General features: G+C 61.7%; 19 protein-coding genes. 15 read left to right on the forward strand and 4 right to left on the reverse strand.

All coding sequences use genetic code 11. From position 1 onward, the window contains the following. Positions 1 to 203 precede the first annotated feature (203 nt). The 5 genes from NKJ64_RS10335 (at position 204) to NKJ64_RS10355 (ending at position 3,610) form a co-directional block, all read left to right on the forward strand. Positions 204 to 707: an Hsp20 family protein gene (locus NKJ64_RS10335; RefSeq protein WP_023755306.1), complete on the forward strand. Its 504-nt coding sequence runs from the start codon at positions 204 to 206 to the stop codon at positions 705 to 707. A gap of 46 nt (positions 708 to 753) precedes the next feature. Then, positions 754 to 1,263, forward strand: a complete 510-nt coding sequence (locus NKJ64_RS10340) for an Hsp20/alpha crystallin family protein (RefSeq protein WP_023696160.1) — start codon at positions 754 to 756, stop codon at positions 1,261 to 1,263. Positions 1,264 to 1,432: 169 nt separating this feature from the next. Continuing rightward, on the forward strand, positions 1,433 to 2,101 hold the full coding sequence (locus tag NKJ64_RS10345) for an NADH dehydrogenase ubiquinone Fe-S protein 4 (RefSeq protein ID WP_352462486.1): 669 nt from the start codon (positions 1,433 to 1,435) through the stop codon (positions 2,099 to 2,101). Between the two features lie 203 nt (positions 2,102 to 2,304). Next, positions 2,305 to 2,802 carry a 2,4'-dihydroxyacetophenone dioxygenase family protein gene (locus NKJ64_RS10350; RefSeq protein WP_352462513.1) on the forward strand — a complete coding sequence of 166 codons (498 nt, stop codon included), beginning with the start codon at positions 2,305 to 2,307 and terminating at the stop codon, positions 2,800 to 2,802. 70 nt (positions 2,803 to 2,872) lie between these two features. Continuing rightward, complete coding sequence (locus NKJ64_RS10355) at positions 2,873 to 3,610, forward strand: SDR family oxidoreductase (RefSeq protein ID WP_245265786.1); 738 nt, start codon at positions 2,873 to 2,875, stop codon at positions 3,608 to 3,610. A 457-nt stretch (positions 3,611 to 4,067) separates the two neighbouring features. Here NKJ64_RS10355 and NKJ64_RS10360 read toward each other — a convergent pair whose 3' ends face one another. Both NKJ64_RS10360 and NKJ64_RS10365 read right to left on the reverse strand, forming a co-directional pair. Further along, positions 4,068 to 4,640, reverse strand: a complete 573-nt coding sequence (locus tag NKJ64_RS10360; protein ID WP_196814988.1) for a hypothetical protein — start codon at positions 4,638 to 4,640, stop codon at positions 4,068 to 4,070. A gap of 292 nt (positions 4,641 to 4,932) precedes the next feature. Continuing rightward, complete coding sequence (locus tag NKJ64_RS10365; RefSeq protein ID WP_352462488.1) at positions 4,933 to 6,027, reverse strand: mandelate racemase/muconate lactonizing enzyme family protein; 1,095 nt, start codon at positions 6,025 to 6,027, stop codon at positions 4,933 to 4,935. Positions 6,028 to 6,214: 187 nt separating this feature from the next. Here NKJ64_RS10365 and NKJ64_RS10370 point away from each other — a divergent pair, with 187 nt between their 5' ends. The 6 genes from NKJ64_RS10370 to NKJ64_RS10395 all read left to right on the forward strand — a co-directional run bounded on the left by NKJ64_RS10370 (position 6,215) and on the right by NKJ64_RS10395 (position 13,238). Next, positions 6,215 to 6,964: an FCD domain-containing protein gene (locus NKJ64_RS10370; RefSeq protein ID WP_023682469.1), complete on the forward strand. Its 750-nt coding sequence runs from the start codon at positions 6,215 to 6,217 to the stop codon at positions 6,962 to 6,964. Then, on the forward strand, positions 6,961 to 8,580 hold the full coding sequence (locus tag NKJ64_RS10375) for a GMC family oxidoreductase (RefSeq protein WP_023672663.1): 1,620 nt from the start codon (positions 6,961 to 6,963) through the stop codon (positions 8,578 to 8,580). The genes NKJ64_RS10370 and NKJ64_RS10375 overlap by 4 nt, the downstream gene beginning before the upstream one ends. 102 nt (positions 8,581 to 8,682) lie before the next feature. Next, positions 8,683 to 9,663, forward strand: coding sequence for an ABC transporter substrate-binding protein (locus NKJ64_RS10380; RefSeq protein WP_023672664.1), 981 nt, complete (start codon positions 8,683 to 8,685; stop codon positions 9,661 to 9,663). 60 nt (positions 9,664 to 9,723) lie between these two features. Continuing rightward, the gene (locus NKJ64_RS10385) at positions 9,724 to 11,268 is read left to right on the forward strand and encodes a sugar ABC transporter ATP-binding protein (protein WP_023830072.1); all 1,545 of its coding nucleotides are present in this window, start codon (positions 9,724 to 9,726) and stop codon (positions 11,266 to 11,268) included. Further along, positions 11,265 to 12,269 (forward strand): ABC transporter permease, encoded by a 1,005-nt coding sequence (locus NKJ64_RS10390; protein WP_023682465.1) that lies wholly within the window; start codon positions 11,265 to 11,267, stop codon positions 12,267 to 12,269. The genes NKJ64_RS10385 and NKJ64_RS10390 overlap by 4 nt, the downstream gene beginning before the upstream one ends. 3 nt (positions 12,270 to 12,272) lie before the next feature. Continuing rightward, a complete protein-coding gene (locus NKJ64_RS10395) occupies positions 12,273 to 13,238 on the forward strand; it encodes an ABC transporter permease (RefSeq protein WP_352462490.1) in 966 nt (321 codons plus the stop codon). Positions 13,239 to 13,438: 200 nt separating this feature from the next. Here NKJ64_RS10395 and NKJ64_RS10400 read toward each other — a convergent pair whose 3' ends face one another. Then, positions 13,439 to 14,839, reverse strand: a complete 1,401-nt coding sequence (locus tag NKJ64_RS10400) for a Do family serine endopeptidase (protein ID WP_352462492.1) — start codon at positions 14,837 to 14,839, stop codon at positions 13,439 to 13,441. Positions 14,840 to 15,284: 445 nt separating this feature from the next. Here NKJ64_RS10400 and NKJ64_RS10405 point away from each other — a divergent pair, with 445 nt between their 5' ends. The 3 genes from NKJ64_RS10405 (at position 15,285) to NKJ64_RS10415 (ending at position 17,508) form a co-directional block, all read left to right on the forward strand. Then, positions 15,285 to 15,896, forward strand: coding sequence for an ATP-dependent Clp protease proteolytic subunit (locus NKJ64_RS10405; RefSeq protein WP_023672669.1), 612 nt, complete (start codon positions 15,285 to 15,287; stop codon positions 15,894 to 15,896). Between the two features lie 68 nt (positions 15,897 to 15,964). After that, on the forward strand, positions 15,965 to 16,393 hold the full coding sequence (locus NKJ64_RS10410) for a GFA family protein (RefSeq protein WP_050587750.1): 429 nt from the start codon (positions 15,965 to 15,967) through the stop codon (positions 16,391 to 16,393). A gap of 47 nt (positions 16,394 to 16,440) precedes the next feature. Then, the gene (locus NKJ64_RS10415; RefSeq protein WP_352462494.1) at positions 16,441 to 17,508 is read left to right on the forward strand and encodes a M42 family metallopeptidase; all 1,068 of its coding nucleotides are present in this window, start codon (positions 16,441 to 16,443) and stop codon (positions 17,506 to 17,508) included. Between the two features lie 129 nt (positions 17,509 to 17,637). Here NKJ64_RS10415 and NKJ64_RS10420 read toward each other — a convergent pair whose 3' ends face one another. Next, positions 17,638 to 18,462, reverse strand: a complete 825-nt coding sequence (locus NKJ64_RS10420; RefSeq protein WP_023696169.1) for an SIR2 family NAD-dependent protein deacylase — start codon at positions 18,460 to 18,462, stop codon at positions 17,638 to 17,640. An 899-nt stretch (positions 18,463 to 19,361) separates the two neighbouring features. On the opposite strand from NKJ64_RS10420, the gene NKJ64_RS10425 reads away from it, so the two are divergent. Further along, on the forward strand, positions 19,362 to 19,532 hold the full coding sequence (locus NKJ64_RS10425) for a hypothetical protein (protein ID WP_023672674.1): 171 nt from the start codon (positions 19,362 to 19,364) through the stop codon (positions 19,530 to 19,532). Positions 19,533 to 19,537: the final 5 nt, after the last annotated feature.

The following is a 19,537-nucleotide window of genomic DNA, read 5'->3' on the forward strand; positions in this document are numbered from 1 at the left end:
CGAGTGACCCCGCCGGCGGGAGGGGTGTGGCATCGGTGCGTTCGCCCAGATTGCCGATGAAAATTTTCCTATTCTTCCTCTTGAAGGTGCACGTCGCGATTCTAAATGATGGTCGCCGGCCGCCCAATGGGGCCGGCAACACCAGGAGGCGGCAAGGCTCTTGGCGCCTTCTGTTGTCCATGTTGCTCAAGGAGGATGTGGCTATGAAGACAAACCTCGATTTTACCCCTCTATACCGGTCCAGCATCGGCTTCGACCGCATGGTCGACATGCTTGAAAGTGCGAGCCGTGTGGCCTCGTTCGACAACTGGCCGCCCTACGATATCGCCAAGGTTGATGATGATCAGTATCGCATCACGATGGCGGTCGCCGGTTTCTCGCAGGACCAGCTGACCGTCACCCACCAGCCCAACATGCTGGTTGTGAGCGGGTCGCAATCCGGCGATGAGAACGGCCGGTATCTGTACCGCGGCATCAACGGGCGCGCTTTCGAGCGTCGGTTCGAACTGGCCGATCATGTCAAAGTCGAGGGCGCCAGCCTTGAGAACGGACTGCTGAGCATCGATCTCAAGCGCGAGGTTCCCCAGGAGATGAAACCGCGCAAGATCGAAATCTCCAGCGGGGCTCCCATGCCGAAGATCGAGGCGCCCAAGGTCGAGACCGACAAGCTGGCGCCTGAGCAATCCACCATGAAGGCTTTCGCTTGAGCCGGGCGTCCCGCCCGACTCAGAGACCTACAAAAGGAGAAAGACAATGAGCGTACGTGACTTGATCCCATGGGGCCGGGGCAACGGAAACTCGGCGCCCAGTCTCTTCCCCGACGGAGATCGAGACCCCTTCGTCTCCCTCCACCGGGAGGTAAACCGGCTGTTCGATGACGCCTTCCGCAGCTTTGGCGCCAGACTGCCGGCCTTCGGTCCCTCTTTCGCCGCCAGTTGGCCGAGTGTCGAAATCTCCGACACGGACAAGGAAGTCCGCGTCACGGCGGAAATACCTGGCCTGGACGAGAGCGACATAGAAGTCCTGCTGGAAAATGGGGCGCTCAAGCTTAAAGGCGAGAAGCGTTCCGAGACCGAGGACAAGGACCGGCAGTTCTCCGAGCGCTTCTACGGCCGCTTCGAGCGCCTCATTCCGCTCGGCTACGAGGTTGAAGAAGACAAGGTCAACGCCGCCTTCAAGAACGGGGTGCTGACCGTGACGTTGCCCAAGACCGAGCGGGCGCAGGCGAAGGCCAAGCGGATCGCAATCAACGGGAAGAACTGACGGATGCAGTATGGGTGGCGGCCCTTACGGCCGCTGCCCGTGCGACCCTTCATAACGGGAGGGACAGGCAATGGAGACAGTTCAAAGCAGCGACAACAGAAACCTAACCAAGACGTCCGTCCGGCCGGACAATGACAATCGGCCTCGTCTAGACGGGCCGGCTTTGTCAATGGGACGGTCAGTGTTTCCGGACGGCGCAACGGCGCGGATCTACCAGCCCTGCCGCTCGGCCATGACCTCGGCAAAGCCCCACAGGGACTGGCGATTGGTCTTCGAACGCCGCACAGCCCCGTTCATCGAGCCGCTGATGGGCTACACGGGTGGCGGGGACACCCTGACCCAGGTTGAACTGAACTTTCCGACGCTGGAAGCGGCGATCCGTTATGCCGAGCGTCAAGGCCTCAATTACGTGGTGCAGGCGGCACCTCCTGCTTCCCCGGCCAAGATCAGGAGACAGCATGTATCGGAGGAGAAACAGGCCTTTTCCGACCTGGTTTGGCAGCGGCTGCGATTGGCTTGGCTCCAGGCAAGTCACGGCTATGGCGCCGGTGCACAGGCAGCGCACATACAGACGGCGCTTTCGGAGCCCGAGACATTCTACGCCTCTCCGATGGAGGTCGTGGACGACCCGGTGCTCGCACCCGACGAGAAACGCGCCGTGCTCAAGAACTGGGCCTGGAACGAGTATCTGATCGACCTGGCCACCGCCGAAGGCATGCCGGAAAATGCACGCCCGTCGCGATTGGACGAGGTCGAACTCGCTCTGCTGGCCTTGGAAGTCCGAAACCGGGGCTTCCAGACCAGGACCAGCCCGTTGCACTCCCGGATAGCCGCATGATAAGGCAAGAAGGAACCCACTGATCGTCTTCGACGCCCAACGGACCATCCCGAAACCCTTCCCGCTTGCGGTCGCGGCAGCGGGCGGGCGCGCGCCGACAACTTTCCCAATGCGTGGGCGCCCGATTGCGCCTCGGCAGAACTCGGCCCAGTTGTTAGGATCGCGCTGATATGGACCCCAATGAATTGGCGACAGAGGTTCCTATGTATCAATCCTTCAACGGCTCCGCCCATCCCCTGGCACCGAAAGAGATCGCGATCGCGGCCGTCCCCGAAGACGAGCGTGTCTGGGTCCCACAGGCTAAGGGCGTGTGGTTCCGACCACTTATGCTCAACACAACGCAAGGCCAGTGGTGCAATCTGCTCCGCGTACGCCGGGCCGGGATATTAAGCCGTCATCTGCATCCGGCCCCCGTGCATGGCTATGTGATCAAGGGGCGTTGGCACTATCTTGAACACGACTGGGTGGCAGAGACCGGATCTTACGTTTTCGAGCCGCCCGGTGAAATCCACACGCTCACGGTTCCAAGCGACGTGCCCGAGATGATCACCTTCTTCAACATTTCCGGCTGCATGGTTTACCTGGACAAGGATAACAAGCAGATTGGTTTCGAGGACGTTTTCACCAAGATCGACATGTGCAGAAATCATTATGCGAGCGTGGGTCTCGGTAAGGATTTCGTCGATCAGTTCGTGCGGTAGACATCCGCCCGTTTGTCTTCCGCGCCGATGAGTTCGCGCTCCGCCACAGAGGCGAAACGAGGAGATCTTGGTGACCGATTCCATATGGGCCATGCCCTTCTTCGCGGGCAAGACCGTCGTCATTACCGGAGGCACGACAGGCATCGGAAACGGCATCGCCATGGCGTTCGCCGGGGCCGGGGCAATCGTCCACGCGACGGGGGCCACGGCCGCCGAGGTAGCGGCCGCTCGTGCATACGGCACCCCCGTCTCGTATTCAGTACTCGACGTCCGGGACATGACTGCGGTCGAAGGATATTCCAGTCAGTTCACATCCGTTGCAGCGCTCGTAAATTGCGCAGGGGTAAACCTGCGCGCCGCCGAATTCACTGTCCAGGGTTTCGAAACGGTGGTCGATATCAATCTCACCGGCTCCATGCGGAGTGCGAGCGCGTTCCGAGGGGCACTCTCGAACGGGGGCGCCATCGTCAACATCGCCTCGATGTTCGCGTTTTTTGGCGCGGCTCATGCGCCGGCTTACGCCGCATCCAAGGGCGCGGTCGTGCAACTTACCAAGTCACTTGCGATCGCCTATGCCGGGGATGGCATTCGCGTAAACGCATTGGCGCCTGGCTGGATCGAGACCGCCATGACCGCCGCGCCACGGGCCGATCCAGCTCGCAACGCGGAATTGATGAAACGCACTCCGATGGGTCGCTGGGGTACGCCGGGCGACCTGACTGGCCCCGCCTTGTTCTTGTGTTCGCCGCTCGCGGGGTTCATCACTGGGGCAATTTTGCCGGTTGACGGTGGCTATCTCATTGCGTGAGGCGTTGGCTATGCTGCGCGACCGATCTCCAAGCCTGTGTCGTCGAGATCAAGATCGAACGCGACCAATCGACCATGCCTGACCGCAATTGCCGCCACCAACTCCGCAAGCTCGCCATCCGTATGCTCGCAAAAAGCTGCCTGTTTCCTGACAATCGTGACCGCATCCCGGGTCGATACGACAGAGAACGGCCTCCGGGATCTCACGAATGATTCCGCAACCTCCGCGACGGATGAAGCTCGGTCAAAATTATCTTGCATAGTTGCACCTCTGTACGACGCTAGCCCAAGCTCGGCCCGCGCAAATTGTTCCCATTGGCCTAATGCAGCCTGGTTGGCATCCGGCTTGGGCTCCTTTGTGAGCGAAGGCCGGGAGCAACGCGACATGGCCGTCGCCGTCTGCCTTAGACAGTCGGCTGGACGCATTCGTCTCCCAATGCGGACACGGGGCCGGACGCCTAAAAACGAGGAGGATCAGATGTGTCCAAGCCGCTCGCCAATGTTTCCGATCCTGGGACCACCGCAGTTCGGCGCAACAAGTCGCCGGGAGATCTGCTTGCTCGCGTTGATTGCGGTCGACTGACTCCTGGCTCATTCGCCGCCTCGCCGGCTGGCTCCGGTCGGCCGGCCTCGTCCGTCTTCGTCATCGCTGGCCGGCGGACGATCCAATCCACCAAACCGGCTTCGGTCTCCTCGCAGGCCACGAATTCGCGCACCAGACTTCGCGCCAGCTCGCGCCATTGACACTCGGGCACGTTCATCTCCGCGATCAGATCTCGGCATGCAGCGCGTATGATGTCGGCATCGAAGGCTGACACGGCGACAGGACCACGGTCTGCATTCTTTGCTCGAGCAGTGTCGTCGCCCTGACGTTCGCGAAAGCGCCTCAGCACCTCGCGCGATGCGGCGATCGCTTGTCGGGTTTGACTCATAGCCTCGTAAAATCCAACTTCGCGGACCAGTGAGCGGTGCCGCGATAGAATGAAGTCCTCCATAACCGCATGCGCAGTGTCCGTACGCGTTGCAACCATCGCCGCCTCCCTGCAGGCGCACCCAATGCTTGCAGCTTCTGCCGGTGTTCGGGCGGCCGCCTGCATTTGTCGTGTCGCTGCTATGATCGCGTGAGTTAAAGCCGGTGAAGCGTCGCTGCAATTACAAATGTAAGTGTGGCATCCGATAAGCGGTATGCCCGCTGGCTGCGGCGGCGGCGAATTCGTTCTTCAGACGGTCGAAGTCTTCCTGTCGAAGGGCTCTCCGCGTTGCCGGAACGAGGAATCAGGATCCGGACAAAATGCATGCGGCCGTGCCGCCGTTCAGGGGGCGCTATTGGCGAAAATCCGCCAATTTGCGCCAGTCGAAGACAACGCCCACTCCAGGCTCGTCGGGTGCTATCGCCAAACCATCCTGAAGCCTAAGCGGCTCGGTGGTGTAAAGGTCAATATCGAAACTATGCGCCTCCACCCAGCCGGCATTTGTCTGACCTGCAACGAGACTGACATGAAGTTCCTGCATCCCGTGACTGCAGACCGGAGTGCCAGCCTTGCGTGAGAGCGCTGCCACGCGCAGCCAGCCTGTGACCCCGCCGCAGTTGGAGGCGTCGGGTTGGATGTAGCTGAGATTCGACCAAGCGAAGGCATGCTCGAACTCCTCGATGACATGCAGGTTTTCTCCCATTGCCAGGGGCATTCCGGTCGCCTTGGCAATGCTGGCGTAACCCTCATAGTCGTCGGGTATGATGGGCTCCTCGAACCACAGCAGATCGTAGGCGGCGAATGCTCTCGCTGCCTCGATCGCTCGCGGGACGTCGAGCGCGTAGTTAGCGTCAACCATAAAGGTGACATGAGGTCCTATGCGCTCGCGAACTGCCTTCACCCGGGCCACATCCTCGGCCAGGTCGTCCTTGCCGACCTTGATCTTCACCCCGGTGAAGCCGCCATTGAGATAGGAATCGATGCTGGCCAAAAGCTGATCGAGGGTAAAGTTTAGGTCGATGCCGCCGCGATAGGCCTTGGCGCTCTTCCCGGCCCCGCCCGCCATCTGCCAAAGCGGCAGGCCGCTACGCCGGCCCTTGAGGTCCCACAACGCGATGTCGATCGCCGAAATCGCGAAAGAAGCGATGCCGCCGCGCCCGACATAGTGGATGTGCCAGAGCATGCCGTCGTAAATCGTGTCGATCTGCGTCGTGTCGCGAGCCTTGAGGAACGGCGCGAGGTCGTGATCGATCATTGCCTTGATCGCATAGCCGCCCCTGCCGCCGGTGTAGGTGTAGCCTGTGCCCTCGGTGCCGTCGGCAAGCCTCAGCGTGACGGTGACCAGCTCGAAATGCGTGTGCGCGCCGTGCTTGGCATCGGTCATCACCTCACGCAGTGGGACCCGGAACAGCCGGGTCTCGACTTCCTTGATTTCGGTGCGGCTCATGCTGCGCTCCATTCAGGTTTTTTCATCGGACCATAATTGCACCGGCAGCGCTGACTAGCAACAATGTGGTTGATCTTTCAGCGATTCTGAAGCCAGTCTGTCATTTTTGGTCCTACAAAAGCATCAAACCGCTTGTGCTTTGGTCCGATTTACCTTCTAATAACAGGACCATCTGGGAGGAAAAGGCTTGCTGGATACGGAAGAGCGTCCTGAGATGCCCGCGGCTATTCTCGCCGCCCGCGCGGCCGACGCGATGGTGGCCGGCATAGAGGCCGACATCACGTCCGGAAGGCTTGGCGACGGCAGCTACCTGCCGGCCGAGCGCGAACTGATGATCGAGTATGGTGTCGGCCGGGGCGTTGTGCGTGAGGCGATTGCGCGCCTGGCCAGCCGCGGCCTGGTGGAAGCGCGTCCGCGGTTCCGGCCCGTGGCGCGCCGGCCTGGCCTGGATGCCGCGCTCGGCGCCCTCGACGGCATTGTAGGACATCTGCTGAGCGACCAGGCGGGCGTGAAGAACCTCTACGACATGCGCGTCTTCCTCGAGGCGTCGCTGGCGCGCAACGCCGCCATCCATGCCCGCAAGGATGACGTCACAGCCCTGAGGGCGGCGCTGGCGATGAACGAGGCGGCCATCCCGGATTCCGAGAAATTCTATGCGACGGACGTGGCGTTCCACGCAGCGCTCTATGACATCGCGCGCAACCCGGTGCTGCCTGTCGTGCACAAGGCATTTACCGCATGGCTGTCGCCGCATTGGATGCGCATGCCACGGTCGCCCGAGCGCAACCGCGTGAATTTCCTCAGCCATCGTGAAATCTGCACGGCCATCATTGAGCGAGATCCTGACGGCGCCGAGCGGGCGCTGCTCAACCACCTCTCGGCGGCCTGGGAGTATGTCCGCGGTACATTCGAAAGCCGTGAGGCGCCGGAAGCATGACGCAGTCCTACGACCATATCGTGGTGGGCGGCGGAGCAGCCGGCTGCGTCGCGGCGGCAAGGCTTGTCAAAGCGGGACGGCGAACCCTGCTGCTGGAGGCCGGCCATTCCCATCATCATCCCTTGCTCGACATGCCGCCCGGCATCTTCAAGATGATCAACGGCTCGAAATTCATGCGCTATCACCGCACCGAGCCGCAGGCCCATCTCGACGGCCGCGTCCATGAAATCTCGCAAGGCAACGTGCTGGGCGGCGGCACCTCGGTCAACGCCCAGGTCTACATGCGAGGCCGCTCGGCCGATTATGAGGAGTGGGACGAACTGCTGCGCGGCAACAATGCCGGCGTGCGCTGGAACTGGCAGGCGGTGCTGCCGCATTTCACCGGCATGGAGGGAAACAACCGCCTCGGCGGCGAACTGCATGGCAGCGAAGGTCCGCTGCTGGTCTCGGATCCAGGCCACATCGATGATGTTTCCCGTTGGTTCGTCCAGGCCGTCCAAGGCCTTGGATTGCCGTACAACCATGACTTCAACGGACCGTCGCAGCGCGGGGTCGGCTTCTACCAGTTCATGAACCGGCGGGGAAAGCGCAGCAGCGCCGCCTATGCCTTCATCGAGCCGCTGACGAATGATCCCAAGCTGACGCTGAAACTCAATTGCACAGTCAGCCGGCTGCTGATCGAAAACGGTCGGGTCACCGGCGTCGTCTATTCGGATGCGTCGGGCGCCGAGCATACCGTCCATGCAGATGCCGACGTGATCGTCTCGTCCGGTGCCCTCGTCTCGCCGAAACTGCTCATGCTGTCCGGCATCGGCCCCGCCGAGGCGCTTGCCGGGCACGGCATTTCCTGCGTCGCCGACCTGCCCGGGGTCGGCGAAAACCTGATCGACCATCCGGAGGTGCCGATCATCGCCACCGCAAACGGCCCATACGGCTATTTCAGGCAGGGCCAAGGCTGGCGGATGATCAGGAACGGCCTGCATTTCAAGCTCTTCGGCACCGGCACGATCCTGTCAGCGGGGGTGGAGGCCGGAGCCTTCGTCAATCCGGCCGATCCCGAGGGCGAACCGACGATCCAGGCCTTCTGCGTACCGCACGTCTATCTGGACCGCGATATCCTGACCTTGGTCGAGAACACCTATGGGCTTACCGTGACGACAGTGGTGGTGAAGCCAAAGTCGCGCGGTTTCGTGAGGCTGCGTTCGGCGGATCCGAAGGACATGCCGATCGTTTCGCCGAACCTCCTGAAACATCCCGACGACATGAGGGAAATGATCTCCGGCCAGCGTTATTTCCTGCAGGTTTTTCAGACCAAGCCGCTCGCCGATCGGGTCAAGGCCATTGCCGTGCCAAGCCAGGATGATCTCAGCGACGAAGCCATGACAAAGCATTGCAAGCGCTTTGTGAAGACCAACTACCATCCGGCCGGGACATGCCGGATGGGCTCGGACAGCGACCGGATGGCGGTGCTGGACGCGGCGCTGCGCGTGCGCGGAATAGACAATCTGCGGGTTGCCGACATGTCGGCCTGCCCCAACATCAATGCCGGCAATACGGCGGCGCCCGCCATGATGCTGGGCGACCGCTGCGCCGACTTTATTTTGGAGGCGGCATAGCGCCGGATCCAGCTTGCCGACGGCGTCTCGCCGAAGCCGTCTGGGCCGATATCGTGAGGAAATTACACAGTCGCTGAAAGCGACAATAAAGGAGGAAAGAGCATGATCATTACCCGTCGAAAACTACTGGTTGGCTCCGCCGCCGGCGCGGTCGCGCTGACACTCGGCTCACGCGCCTTCGCGGCGCTCCCGCCACTCGCCAAGAAGGACAAGTACAAGGTCGGTTTCGCCCAGACGGAAAGCAACAATCCGTGGCGCCTTGCCGAGACCAAGAGCATGCAGGACGAAGCCGCCAAGCTCGGCCATCAGCTGGTCTACACGGATGCCGCCGGTTCGTCGGCCAAGCAGGCCTCCGACGTGAACTCGATGATCGCGCAGGGCGTCGACGCAATCTTCCTGCCGCCCCGCGAAGACAAGCCCCTGGTGCCGGTCATTCTTGCCGCGCGCGATGCCGGCATACCGGTGTTTCTGGTCGACCGCGACGTTGATCACACCATGGCCAAGCCGGGCGAGGATTATGTCTGCTTCATCGGTTCGGATTTCATCGAGGAGGCGACCCGCGTCGGCGAATGGCTGGTCAAGAACGCCAATGGCAAGTCGAAAATCATCGAGCTGGAAGGCACGACCGGAGCCTCGGCCGCTACCGACCGCAAGAAAGGCTTCGACGATTTCATCGCCAAGCACTCGCAGTTCACCATCCTGGCATCGCAGTCCGGCGACTTCGCTCGTGACAAGGGCCGGCAGGTCGCCGAGACGCTGCTTCAGGCGCACCCTGATGCGGATATCATCTACGCGCACAATGATGAGATGGCGCTGGGCGCCATCGCCGCTTTGGAAGCAGCCGGCAAGACCCCGGGCAAGGATGTGCTGATCTTGTCGATCGACGGCGAGAAGGAAGGCGTCCAGGCGATCATTGACGGCAAGATCGGCGCTATCTGCGCTTGCAGCCCGCTGTTCGGGCCGAAGGCCTTCGCTACGATGGCCGACTATGCGGCCGGCAAGAAGATCCCGCCGTTCATCAAGAACGAGGATGCCTTCTTCGACGCCACGAACGCGAAGAAAGACTTCGATATTGCGTTCTGATATCCACTCTCTTTCCAGCTGCCTTACCCGCTCCGGCGGGTAGGGTTTGGGAGTTTGACGATGACCGCTCAGCCGGACCAAGCCGCGCTGCTCCTGGACATGCGTGACATCCAGAAGCGTTTTGCCGGCATCCCTGCCCTGGCCGATGCCTCGCTCCAGGTTCTTCCGGGCGAGATCCACGCACTCATCGGCCAGAACGGTGCGGGCAAATCGACACTTATCAAGGTGCTCACCGGCTATTACCGCCGGGATGCGGGGCAGGTGCTGTTCGAACGGAAGCCGTTCGAAGTTGGGTCTCCGCATCAGGCGCAGGTCAGCGGCATCAGCACCATCTACCAGGAGATCAATCTCGTACCGCTGCGCTCGGTGACCGAGAACATCTGCCTTGGACGCGAGAAGCGCCGCCGCGGCCTGCTCGACTGGAGCGCGATGCATGCGGAAGCCGGGCGCCTGCTCAGCCGCTTCTCGATCGGCATCGACGTGCGCCGCCCGCTCAGCGATTTCAACACCGCCACGCAGCAGATGGTGGCGATCGCCCGAGCCATCGGCTTTTCCGCCCGCCTCGTGATCATGGATGAGCCGACCTCCTCGCTGGACGAGCGTGAAGTCTCGGTCTTGTTCAGCGTTATCCGTCAGCTCAAGGCCGACGGCGTCTCCGTTCTGTTCGTCAGCCACAAGCTCGACGAGTTGTACGAGGTCTGCGACCGGGTCACGATCATGCGTGACGGCCGCACGGTGCGAAGCGCGGCGATGAGCGACATCGGCAAGCTGGAGCTGGTCGCGGCCATGCTCGGCCGCGACGTCGCAGCCGTCGAAGGCCACGCAACCGCGTTCGGCGAGCGCGATCGGTCGACGATCGGTGATGTGCTGTTTACCGCGCAAGGGCTGGCGGCCGGCCAGTTGGTGCGTGACGTGAGCTTCGACCTGCGCCGCGGCGAGATCGCCGGCTTTGCCGGCTTGCTCGGCGCCGGCCGCACCGAAACAGCCCGCCTCGTATTCGGCGCCGACCGCCGGAGCGCAGGCGAGATGACGATGGAGGGCGCGTCCTACCATCCCGCACGTGCCGCCGATGCCATCGCCGCAGGGATGGGCTTCTGCACTGAGGACCGCAAGGCCGAGGGCATCGTGCCGGAAATGACCGTCGCGGAGAACATAACACTGGCACTGCTGCCGAAAATCAGCCGCAATGGCATCCTGAACGAGGCCCGGCAGAAGGAGATCGTCGAGCGCTTCATTCGTGAACTCGACATCAAATGCTCGGGGCCTAACCAGAAGGTCCGCGAGTTGTCGGGCGGCAACCAGCAAAAGGTGCTGCTTGCCCGCTGGCTGGCAATGAACCCGAAGCTGCTCATTCTCGATGAGCCGACGCGCGGCATCGATGTCGGGGCCAAGGCCGAGATCCAGCGCCTCATCCGCAAGCTTGCCGATGACGGGCTCGGCGTGCTGATGATCTCCTCGGAACTCGAGGAAGTGATGGAAGGAGCCGACCGCATATTCGTGCTGCGCGAAGGAGTGAGGGTGGCCGAACTGGAAGGCCAGGCAGCCGACGAGGAGGACGTGCTCGCGGCGATGGCGCATGGCGGCGCGGCGAAGGAGGCAGCGTGAGCGATCTGGCCACACCATCCGCAGCCAACGACGCTGGAAACCGCCGCTTTGATGTGTTCGGTTTCCTGGCGCGCTACGGCACGGTGATCGCGCTTGTGCTGCTGGTGGTCTTCAACCTTGCCTATACGCGCAATTTCGCGACGCTGCAGACACTCAACGTCAACCTAACCCAGGTCTGCACGATTGTGATCGTCGCGGTGGGGATGACCCTGGTGATCGCCACCGGCGGCATCGACCTGTCGGTTGGTTCGCTGATGGCGATCTCCGGCGCATTGGCGCCGATGATCTTCATGGGCACGATCTTCCCGGTCGGAAACATCTATCTGGCGGTAGCCGTCGCGATGATTGCCTCGATCCTCGTCGCCGGCCTGTTCGGGCTGTTCAACGGCTGGTTGGTCTCGCGTTTCCGCATCCAACCGATCGTCGCAACGCTCGTGCTGTTCATCGCCGGGCGCGGGATCGCGCAGGTCATGACCAACGGCAATCTGCAGACCTTCCGCGTGCCGCAATTCCAGTGGATCGGACTTGCCCGCCCGCTCGGCATTCCCGCGCAGGTCATCATCATGGCCGTGCTGGTTGCGGCGGCCGCTTGGGCCCTTCACCGCACGGTGTTCGGGCGAAGCATCCTGGCGGTCGGCGGCAATGAAAAGGCCTCTGAACTCGCCGGCATCGCCGTATCGAGGATCAAGCTCGCTGTCTATGCGATCAGCGGCCTGTGCGCGGGGCTAGCCGGTCTCGTCGTCATTGCGATCAACTCCTCCAGCGACGCCAATCTCGTGGGGCTGGGCATGGAACTCGACGCCATCGCGGCGGTCGCGGTGGGCGGCACGCTGTTGAGTGGCGGAAAGGCCACAATCATCGGCACCCTGCTGGGCGCACTGACCATCCAGTTGGTGCGCTACACGCTGCTCGCCAATGGCGTGCCCGACGCCGCTGCGCTCGTCGTCAAGGCCGGCATCATCGCATTCGCCGTCTGGCTGCAGCAGCAACACCGGGTGTAATCCATGAACACCGCCAGACTGGTTCGCATCATCGGCACTTACGGTGTCGTCATCGCGCTTGCAGCCCTCGTCCTGTTCGGATTCCTGCGCTACGACCGCTTCCTCGGCCTCTTCAACGTGATGAGCGTTCTGCGCTACAACTCGATGTTCGCGCTCGTCGCGCTCGGCATGTGCTTCGTGATCATGACCGGCGGCATAGACCTGTCCGTCGGCTCCGTCGCCGCCTTGGGCAGCGTCGCGTCGGCCCTGGCGAGCCCGCACGGCATCGTGGCAGGCCTTGCAGCGGGCGTTGGCGCCGGCCTGGCAGCCGGGCTGATCAACGCGCTCCTGGTTACGCGCGGCAACCTGATGCCATTCATCGCCACGCTTGCCACCATGCTGGCCGCAAGCGGCTCGGCGCTGCTTCTGGCCGGCAACCAGACCGTTTCGGTGTCTTACGATTCGGGTTTCACCGCCATCGGCCAAGGGAATTTCTGGATTTTCCCGATTCCGGCAGTCATCGCCCTGGTTGCCTATGCCGTCGGCTCAGTGGTCCTGAACTACACCAGCACGGGACGGACGGTGCTGGCCATCGGCGGTGGCGAGGATGCCTCGCGGCTGATGGGGCTGCGCACTGACCGCGTCAAATTTCTCGTCTATGTCGCAAGCGGGTGCCTGGCCGGGCTCGCCGGCGTCGTCCTCGCTTCTCAGTTCGGCGCAGGCCAGCCGATCGAGGGCGTCGGCTGGGAGCTGTTTGCCATCGCAGCCGTGGTCGTGGGCGGGACGCTGCTGACCGGCGGCTCGGGCTCGGTGTTGACCACGCTGGCCGGCGTGCTGTTGCTCGGGATCCTTTTCAACGTCCTGAACTTCGAAAACGGCATGGGTTGGATTTCGCTGTCAGCCTACTGGCAGTCGGTGATCCGCGGGCTGTTTTTGCTCGTCGTCGTCCTTCTCCAGGCACGGCTTACGGCAAGGCGCGAAACTGCCTGAGGATGGCGAGCGCCTTCGAGCACGATGAGCTCAAAAGAGCTCTGGCGCTGCAGAATCAGTGCGCGTTGCGCGCCTGGCCAATGAGCGCATCCCGCAGACTTTCTGCGGCGATGCTTCCCCGGTGCACCTGGGGTCCGACACCCTTGGAGCGGGATCCGCAAGCGGATCGTGGTGCAGTCACATGGCCGTCCTGGAGACGGTCATTTCCCGGCGACCGCCACGAACACGGACTGCCCCTGCCTTTCCAGCCGAAACAGGATGGGCTTGCTCTGCCGGCGAGAGTTCGCCCACTCCTCGACGACATCCGAAGGCTCCGTCACGCGGCGATTGTTGGCCGATATGATGACATCGCCGGGCTGCAATCCGCTCCGGGCGGCAAGGCCATCGGGAGCCACTTCCACGACGAAGACGCCGGTTGTTCCTGATTTGATGCCTAGCTGCTGACGCGCCTGATCCGGAATCGGGCTGAGGGATAGGCCGAGGCCTTCGGCCGCCGACTTCTTGTCGGGAACAGCGCCGGTCTTCACCTCCGCATCCTTGCGCTCACCGATGACAAGCGCGATCTCCTGGTCCTTGCCGCCGTTACTCCGTGTCAGAGTGGCCTTGCTGCCAGGCTTCTGACTAGCCGTCGCAAGCGTGAGGTCATGGACACCCTCAATGCCCTTGCCGTTGAATCGGGTGATCACGTCACCCGGCTTCAAGCCGGCTTTCTCCGCCGGGCTGCCGGGCTCGACCGAAGCAACCAGCGCGCCCTTGTCATCCTTCATCCCGAGGGCCTCAGCCAGCGACGGCGTGATGTCCTGCAGGCGGACCCCGATGAAGCCGCGCTCGATCCGGCCGGTTCGGATCAACTGGTCGGCGATGCTCTGGGCGGTGCGCGATGGCACCGCAAACCCGATTCCGATGCTGCCGCCCGACGGCGAGACAATGGCGGTGTTGACGCCGATCACCTCGCCACGTGCGTTGAACAGCGGACCGCCCGAGTTGCCTCGATTGATCGACGCGTCCGTCTGGAGAAAATCGTCGTACGGCCCGGCTTGAATGTCTCGCGAGCGGGCCGAAAGGACGCCGACAGTGACTGTCCCTCCGAGCCCGAAGGGACTGCCGATCGCGATTGTCCATGCGCCCGGCTGCATTGCATCCGAGTCGCCCCATTTGGTCGTGGTCATGTTGGGCCGCGGGTCGACCTTCAGCACCGCTATATCGGTGGCGGGGTCACGGCCGACCAATTGCGCCGGCGCCGTTTCCTTGTCGGAAAATACGACATGGATCTCTGTCGCATCGGCAACGACATGGTTGTTGGTGACGATGTAGCCGTCGGCACTGATCACAAATCCGGAGCCAAGCGCCTCCCTCACCTGCGGCTGAACGGGTCCGAGGCCCTGGCCATCGAACGGACTTGTAAAGTCGCCCGCCGTCGTCTGGTCCTGGACAACCTCCCGGGTCGTGATCGCGACCACGGCCGGCAATTTCTGCTGGATGATCGCTGTGAAGTCGGTCGGGGTATCCTGGGCCAGGACAGGCGCCACGCCACTGGCCGAGAGCATCAGCGCAACCGCGATCAAGCGCGTTGCAAATCGTCTTTGCATATCGTGAGACATTGCTGGACCTCCTGCCGGACAGCCCCGGCCGCTCGGCCGCGCCGCGCGGAGCCGGTGCTCCGGACGCTAGAACTGCCAACAAAGCTGTTTGTTTCAGCCCCCCGGAAAAATGGCACGGCCAGGAAAAATAGCCCGACCGCGGGGGTCCGGAAGGCAGCAGCCGGGAACCATTGAGGCCGTTGAGTTCAACCGTCCACAGGACTGGTCCCGGACGTGGCAGAAATCAGCAAAGCGACTGCGTCAGCTCCGGCAAATGCCCGATATGCCGATGGAGCCAACCTAGCGGCTGAGGTGCCTCTACCGGGCCTGGTGCGAAAAGGATCTGCAATGAAAGAGGGAGCTCCACAGCCGCCGAGAGACGCGGCTGTGATCACCACCGCTCGAACTCCCTCAAGGGAACAAAAGGGTACCAACTAAGTTCGGCCCCCATAATGAGGATGCCTATATGGACCTGTTGCCCCAGTCAGCCGAACACACCGTCTCCCCGCCGCCCGCTCCAGACCTTCACCGGCTTTTGTTCGATCCAAACTTGCGTATACACGGCTTGATTGATGACACTGTCGTCACCAAAGCCTTGGACGATTTGAAAGCCGTGCGTTCCGGGGAAGACGATCTCTACGTTGAAATCGACACGCCCGGAGGCGACGCCGACGGCGCGCGACGTCTAGCTCTAGAGTTCAAACTTTTTCTGAAACACTCGGGCCGCAACGGCTACATCATTGGCAAGAATACGGTTTACTCTGCCGGGGTAACGGTCCTTGCCGCTTTCCCGAAAGCCTGCAGGTTCCTTTGCCCGCAAGCAGTCCTGCTGATTCATGAAAGAAGGCTTGAGAAAGACTTGGTTCTGAATGGACCAATTCGAAGCTGTCTTCAGATCGTTCGCGAACAACTTGCGCTGTTGGAAACGGCAGAGCGACTCGAGAATGAAGGGTTCGCCGATCTCGTCCAAGGTTCTCGAACATCGCTGGAAGAGCTGCGCGACCATGCCCTGAACAGCTGCTACCTGATGGCAGCAAGAGCTTTGGAGCTAGGCCTTGTTGAAGACATTGCCCATTAACTTGATGCCTCGATGCAAACGGCAGAGCGGAGTCCAACACGCTTCCCTCACTCATGTCGGCGGCGACCATGAACGACGAGGTTGACAAGATAGAGCGGACCGGCGGCTGTCTTTGCGGGTCTGTGAGGTATGTTGTTACCGGCGCGCCGTTGCGCGTTGGCTTGTGTCATTGCCAGGATTGCAAGCGAACCAGCGGCAGCACCTACAGTGCCTTTGCCGTGTGGCCGCGGTCGGCTTACCAGTGCAAGGGCGAGCTTGCGGCGTTCAACGGCAGAGGTTTTTGTCCGGCATGCGGGTCGCGCGTGGTGAATCTCCGCGACGACGAAGCCGAGATCATGACCGGCACTCTCGACGATGCGCCAAACGACCTTCTCCCGACATACGAGCTTTGGACCCCCCGGCGCGAAGCCTGGCTCCACAACCTGCCTTGGGCTGACCAATTCGCGGGCGATCGCACCGAAGAAGGCCAAAATTGGCGCGAAGCCCGACGAGTATGACCATGCTCGAATGGCCCTCCACCCCGTGAACCGTGAAAGTCAGCTTGATGCGCGATGAATCACTCAAGTTCTTGAAGGAAATTGTGGCGACCCCGTCGCCGAGCGGCTTTGAGCAACCCGTAGCGGAGCTTTTCCGCGAGTATGTTCGTCCCTATGCCCACAGGTTGACGACGGACGTCATGGGCAATGTCACGGCGATCATCAATCCTGAGGCGTCTGTGCGCTTCATGTATGCCGGGCACATGGATGAGGTCGGCTTCATCGTCCATTACATCGACGATGACGGCTTTCTTTTCTTCAGCACCATAGGTGGAACGGACGTTGCCACTGAAATCGGCCAGCGTGTCTGGGTGCACGGCAAGGAGCCGATCCTGGGCGTCGTGGGTCGCAAAGCAATCCAGACCTTCAAAGCCTCTGACACGTCTCAGACTCCCTCGCTGATGGAACTGTGGATCGATATCGGCGCGAGTTCGCGAGAGGAAGCGTTGAAGGTCGTAGAGGTCGGCAGCGCGGTCACTATCCACGGCGAGTTTGCGGCGCTACAGGCCAACCTTGCTGTCGGACGAGCGTTCGACAACAAGGTTGGCCTCCTCATCGGCGCCGAGGTCCTGCGCTGCCTCTCCGAGGAGGGAGGCGTTCACCCCGGCGTGGGCCTCTATATCCTGGGTACGGTTCAAGAGGAAATTGGGTCCCGAGGCGCGATGACCTCAGCGTTCAACATCGCACCTCGAACCGGCCTCGCAATCGATATGGGCGTGGCGATGGACTATCCGCGCGCTCGCGCCGAGGATCAGGGCAAACTGGACCTTGGGAAAGGGCCGGCAATCACTCAAGGCGCGAACACCAACCCGGTGGTGTTCAATCTGCTGAAGTCGGTGGCCGAGAAAGAGGGCCTACCTTATCAGCTTCAGGCGGTGGGCAGCTCAAGCCCTACCGACGCGCGTGTCATGCAGCAGAACCGAGGCGGCGTGGCAAGTGGAGTGCTCTCCGTGCCTTTGCGTTACATGCATACCCCGTCCGAAGTTGTTTGCCTGGATGATGTGCAAACGACGATTGACCTTGTTTGTGCATATTGCCGGCAATTGACGCCGGAGATCGACTTCACGCCAAGATGATCGCGGCGGGATTGATTGTGGAAGTCGTGGCTCCAACAGTCGCCGATCTGGTGCCTGTCGGCCACCGCCTGGTGCGTCGGTCACCGCGCACCTGAGAAAACCCGACTGCAGTCCACTGGGGAGCGCGCCTCAGGTCACCCCCACCGCTTCCACCAAACGCCTGAGGAAGTCCGTCAGACCGGCTTCAGGATCATCACCTGCGCCAACGAGCACCGAAATACCCCAGCGCCCAAGCACGGCCTCCTCCACAGGGTTGCGGCTGGGCATGAAGATGAACGAAGGGGGACGATCTTTCTCATATCCAGACCGGTGCCAGGTCTGCCAAAGCCGGTGCAACAGCAGCCGGATGTTTGGATCGGAGAGGCTATAGCCAATGAACAGGATCGTGCTGCCGAGAGCATCGGAGCGAAAGCGGACATCAAGGGGAGAATTGAAGGACAGGCGGTCAAGATAGTCGGTTTCGGTGAGGACAAGGGAAGAGTCCTCGTCAAAGTCGCCGTGAAATTTCACGATGTGCGTTACGCCTCGACGGGCCTGCGCAACGTGCCGTGCGTTGGCCACTTTCACGTACTCTCGACCGTGGATTTCAAAAGCGAGTTCCAGGTTCCGGTCATAGTTCGTCGTATAGATGACGGGAAAATCGAGCGTCACGATGAGTCGGTGCAATTCCGATTTCTCGATCCGTTCCTTGGCGACAGACCAGTTTCTGTCCATCCAACTGCGAAGTGGTCCGATACTGCCATGCTTGATCCGATAGTATTCGGCCAAGGTCTGAAAACGATCGCGTCGCGTGGAAAATTCATCGTCGACGCCGAGCTCCTTTGCCATTCGCTCGATGAGTTTCTCCCAAGACGGAAGTCCGACGCTGATCGATACCCCCGCCCCCACAAACAAAATTGCGCTGCGATGACGAATTGCATTGGCGAGCGAATCTATAGGATCATCATCGTTCATGGATAGGTCCTCCGAAGCCACTCGCGTGGGCCGGACCTAAGGTGCGTGCCCCGGTGCGGGGATCGTGGACGCGGCTCCCCAATTCGAGCCAGCGTGCTCCGCCCTCATCGACGAAATCGGATCGACCACGCACCAGCCAGCCCAGAGGGGGCGGCCCTTGCAGTCCTGCCGAGCCGCTTGCCACCCGAACCGAGGTAGCGGCCGCGAGGACACTGGCTGTGAACTGGAACCGGCGGTGTTGCGGTTTACTGGCCACGTTGATTCAGTTCTGCGCCAGCATATTGCGCAAAGCTCTATCGAGTTTCGCATTCACCAAGAGGTTGCGCCGCTTCGCGCCGATAAAGATGGCGAGAGAGTAAATCATTGTAAGAACAGAAATCATCGTCATTCCGGCCTAAACATCAGCGACCGGAGATGTTCCATGCGCCCGGAAATATTCCAGTGCAGGTGTTTTAAATCGCCGAAGCTACGCGCTCAATGCGCGGTTGGTTTCGTGTCCAGGGCGGACGAATTAGCGCAAGGCGGTATTCATCCTCCCACATCGGCGGCGGACTGAAGCGAAATGCTGGTTGTGTCCCCCAGGATGCAATGAAACGCCGATGCTTTGCATGCGGCCCGGAACAAAGCGGTCGACCCCCGCGCTGCAAGATCGGTAGCCCGATCGCCCGCGCCGGCCCCTCCCACGGCGCGGGCTTTCGTTTGAATTCACGCTGTGGCATGGCTCGAACTGTGCAAGCGAGCATTCTCCGCCGTTGTCGCGAGCCGGCTGATATACGCGCTGTCCGGGGCTCCCGGGATGTCGGCGACATCGGCAGTCGCGCAGTCCGGCAGGTCAGCCGATGCACGGGAACAACGCGGCACTGTGATGGTTTGGTGGCCTCGGAAGGTGGCAGAGAACGATGGGCAAAAAGCCCAAACAGCACGCAAAATCCACGGCGGATCGCGAAAAGGCGATCGAGGCGCTCTACTTTGCGCGCAAGTGCGGCCTTACGAAGGAAGAGGCACTCAAGATGCTCAGGGAAGCCCCGATCGGGATCGATGATGAAGCCGAAGAGCGCTCCGGCAGTTAGAGGCG

Source organism: Mesorhizobium sp. M0062 (genome assembly GCF_040323125.1).
Classification (GTDB): domain Bacteria; phylum Pseudomonadota; class Alphaproteobacteria; order Rhizobiales; family Rhizobiaceae; genus Mesorhizobium.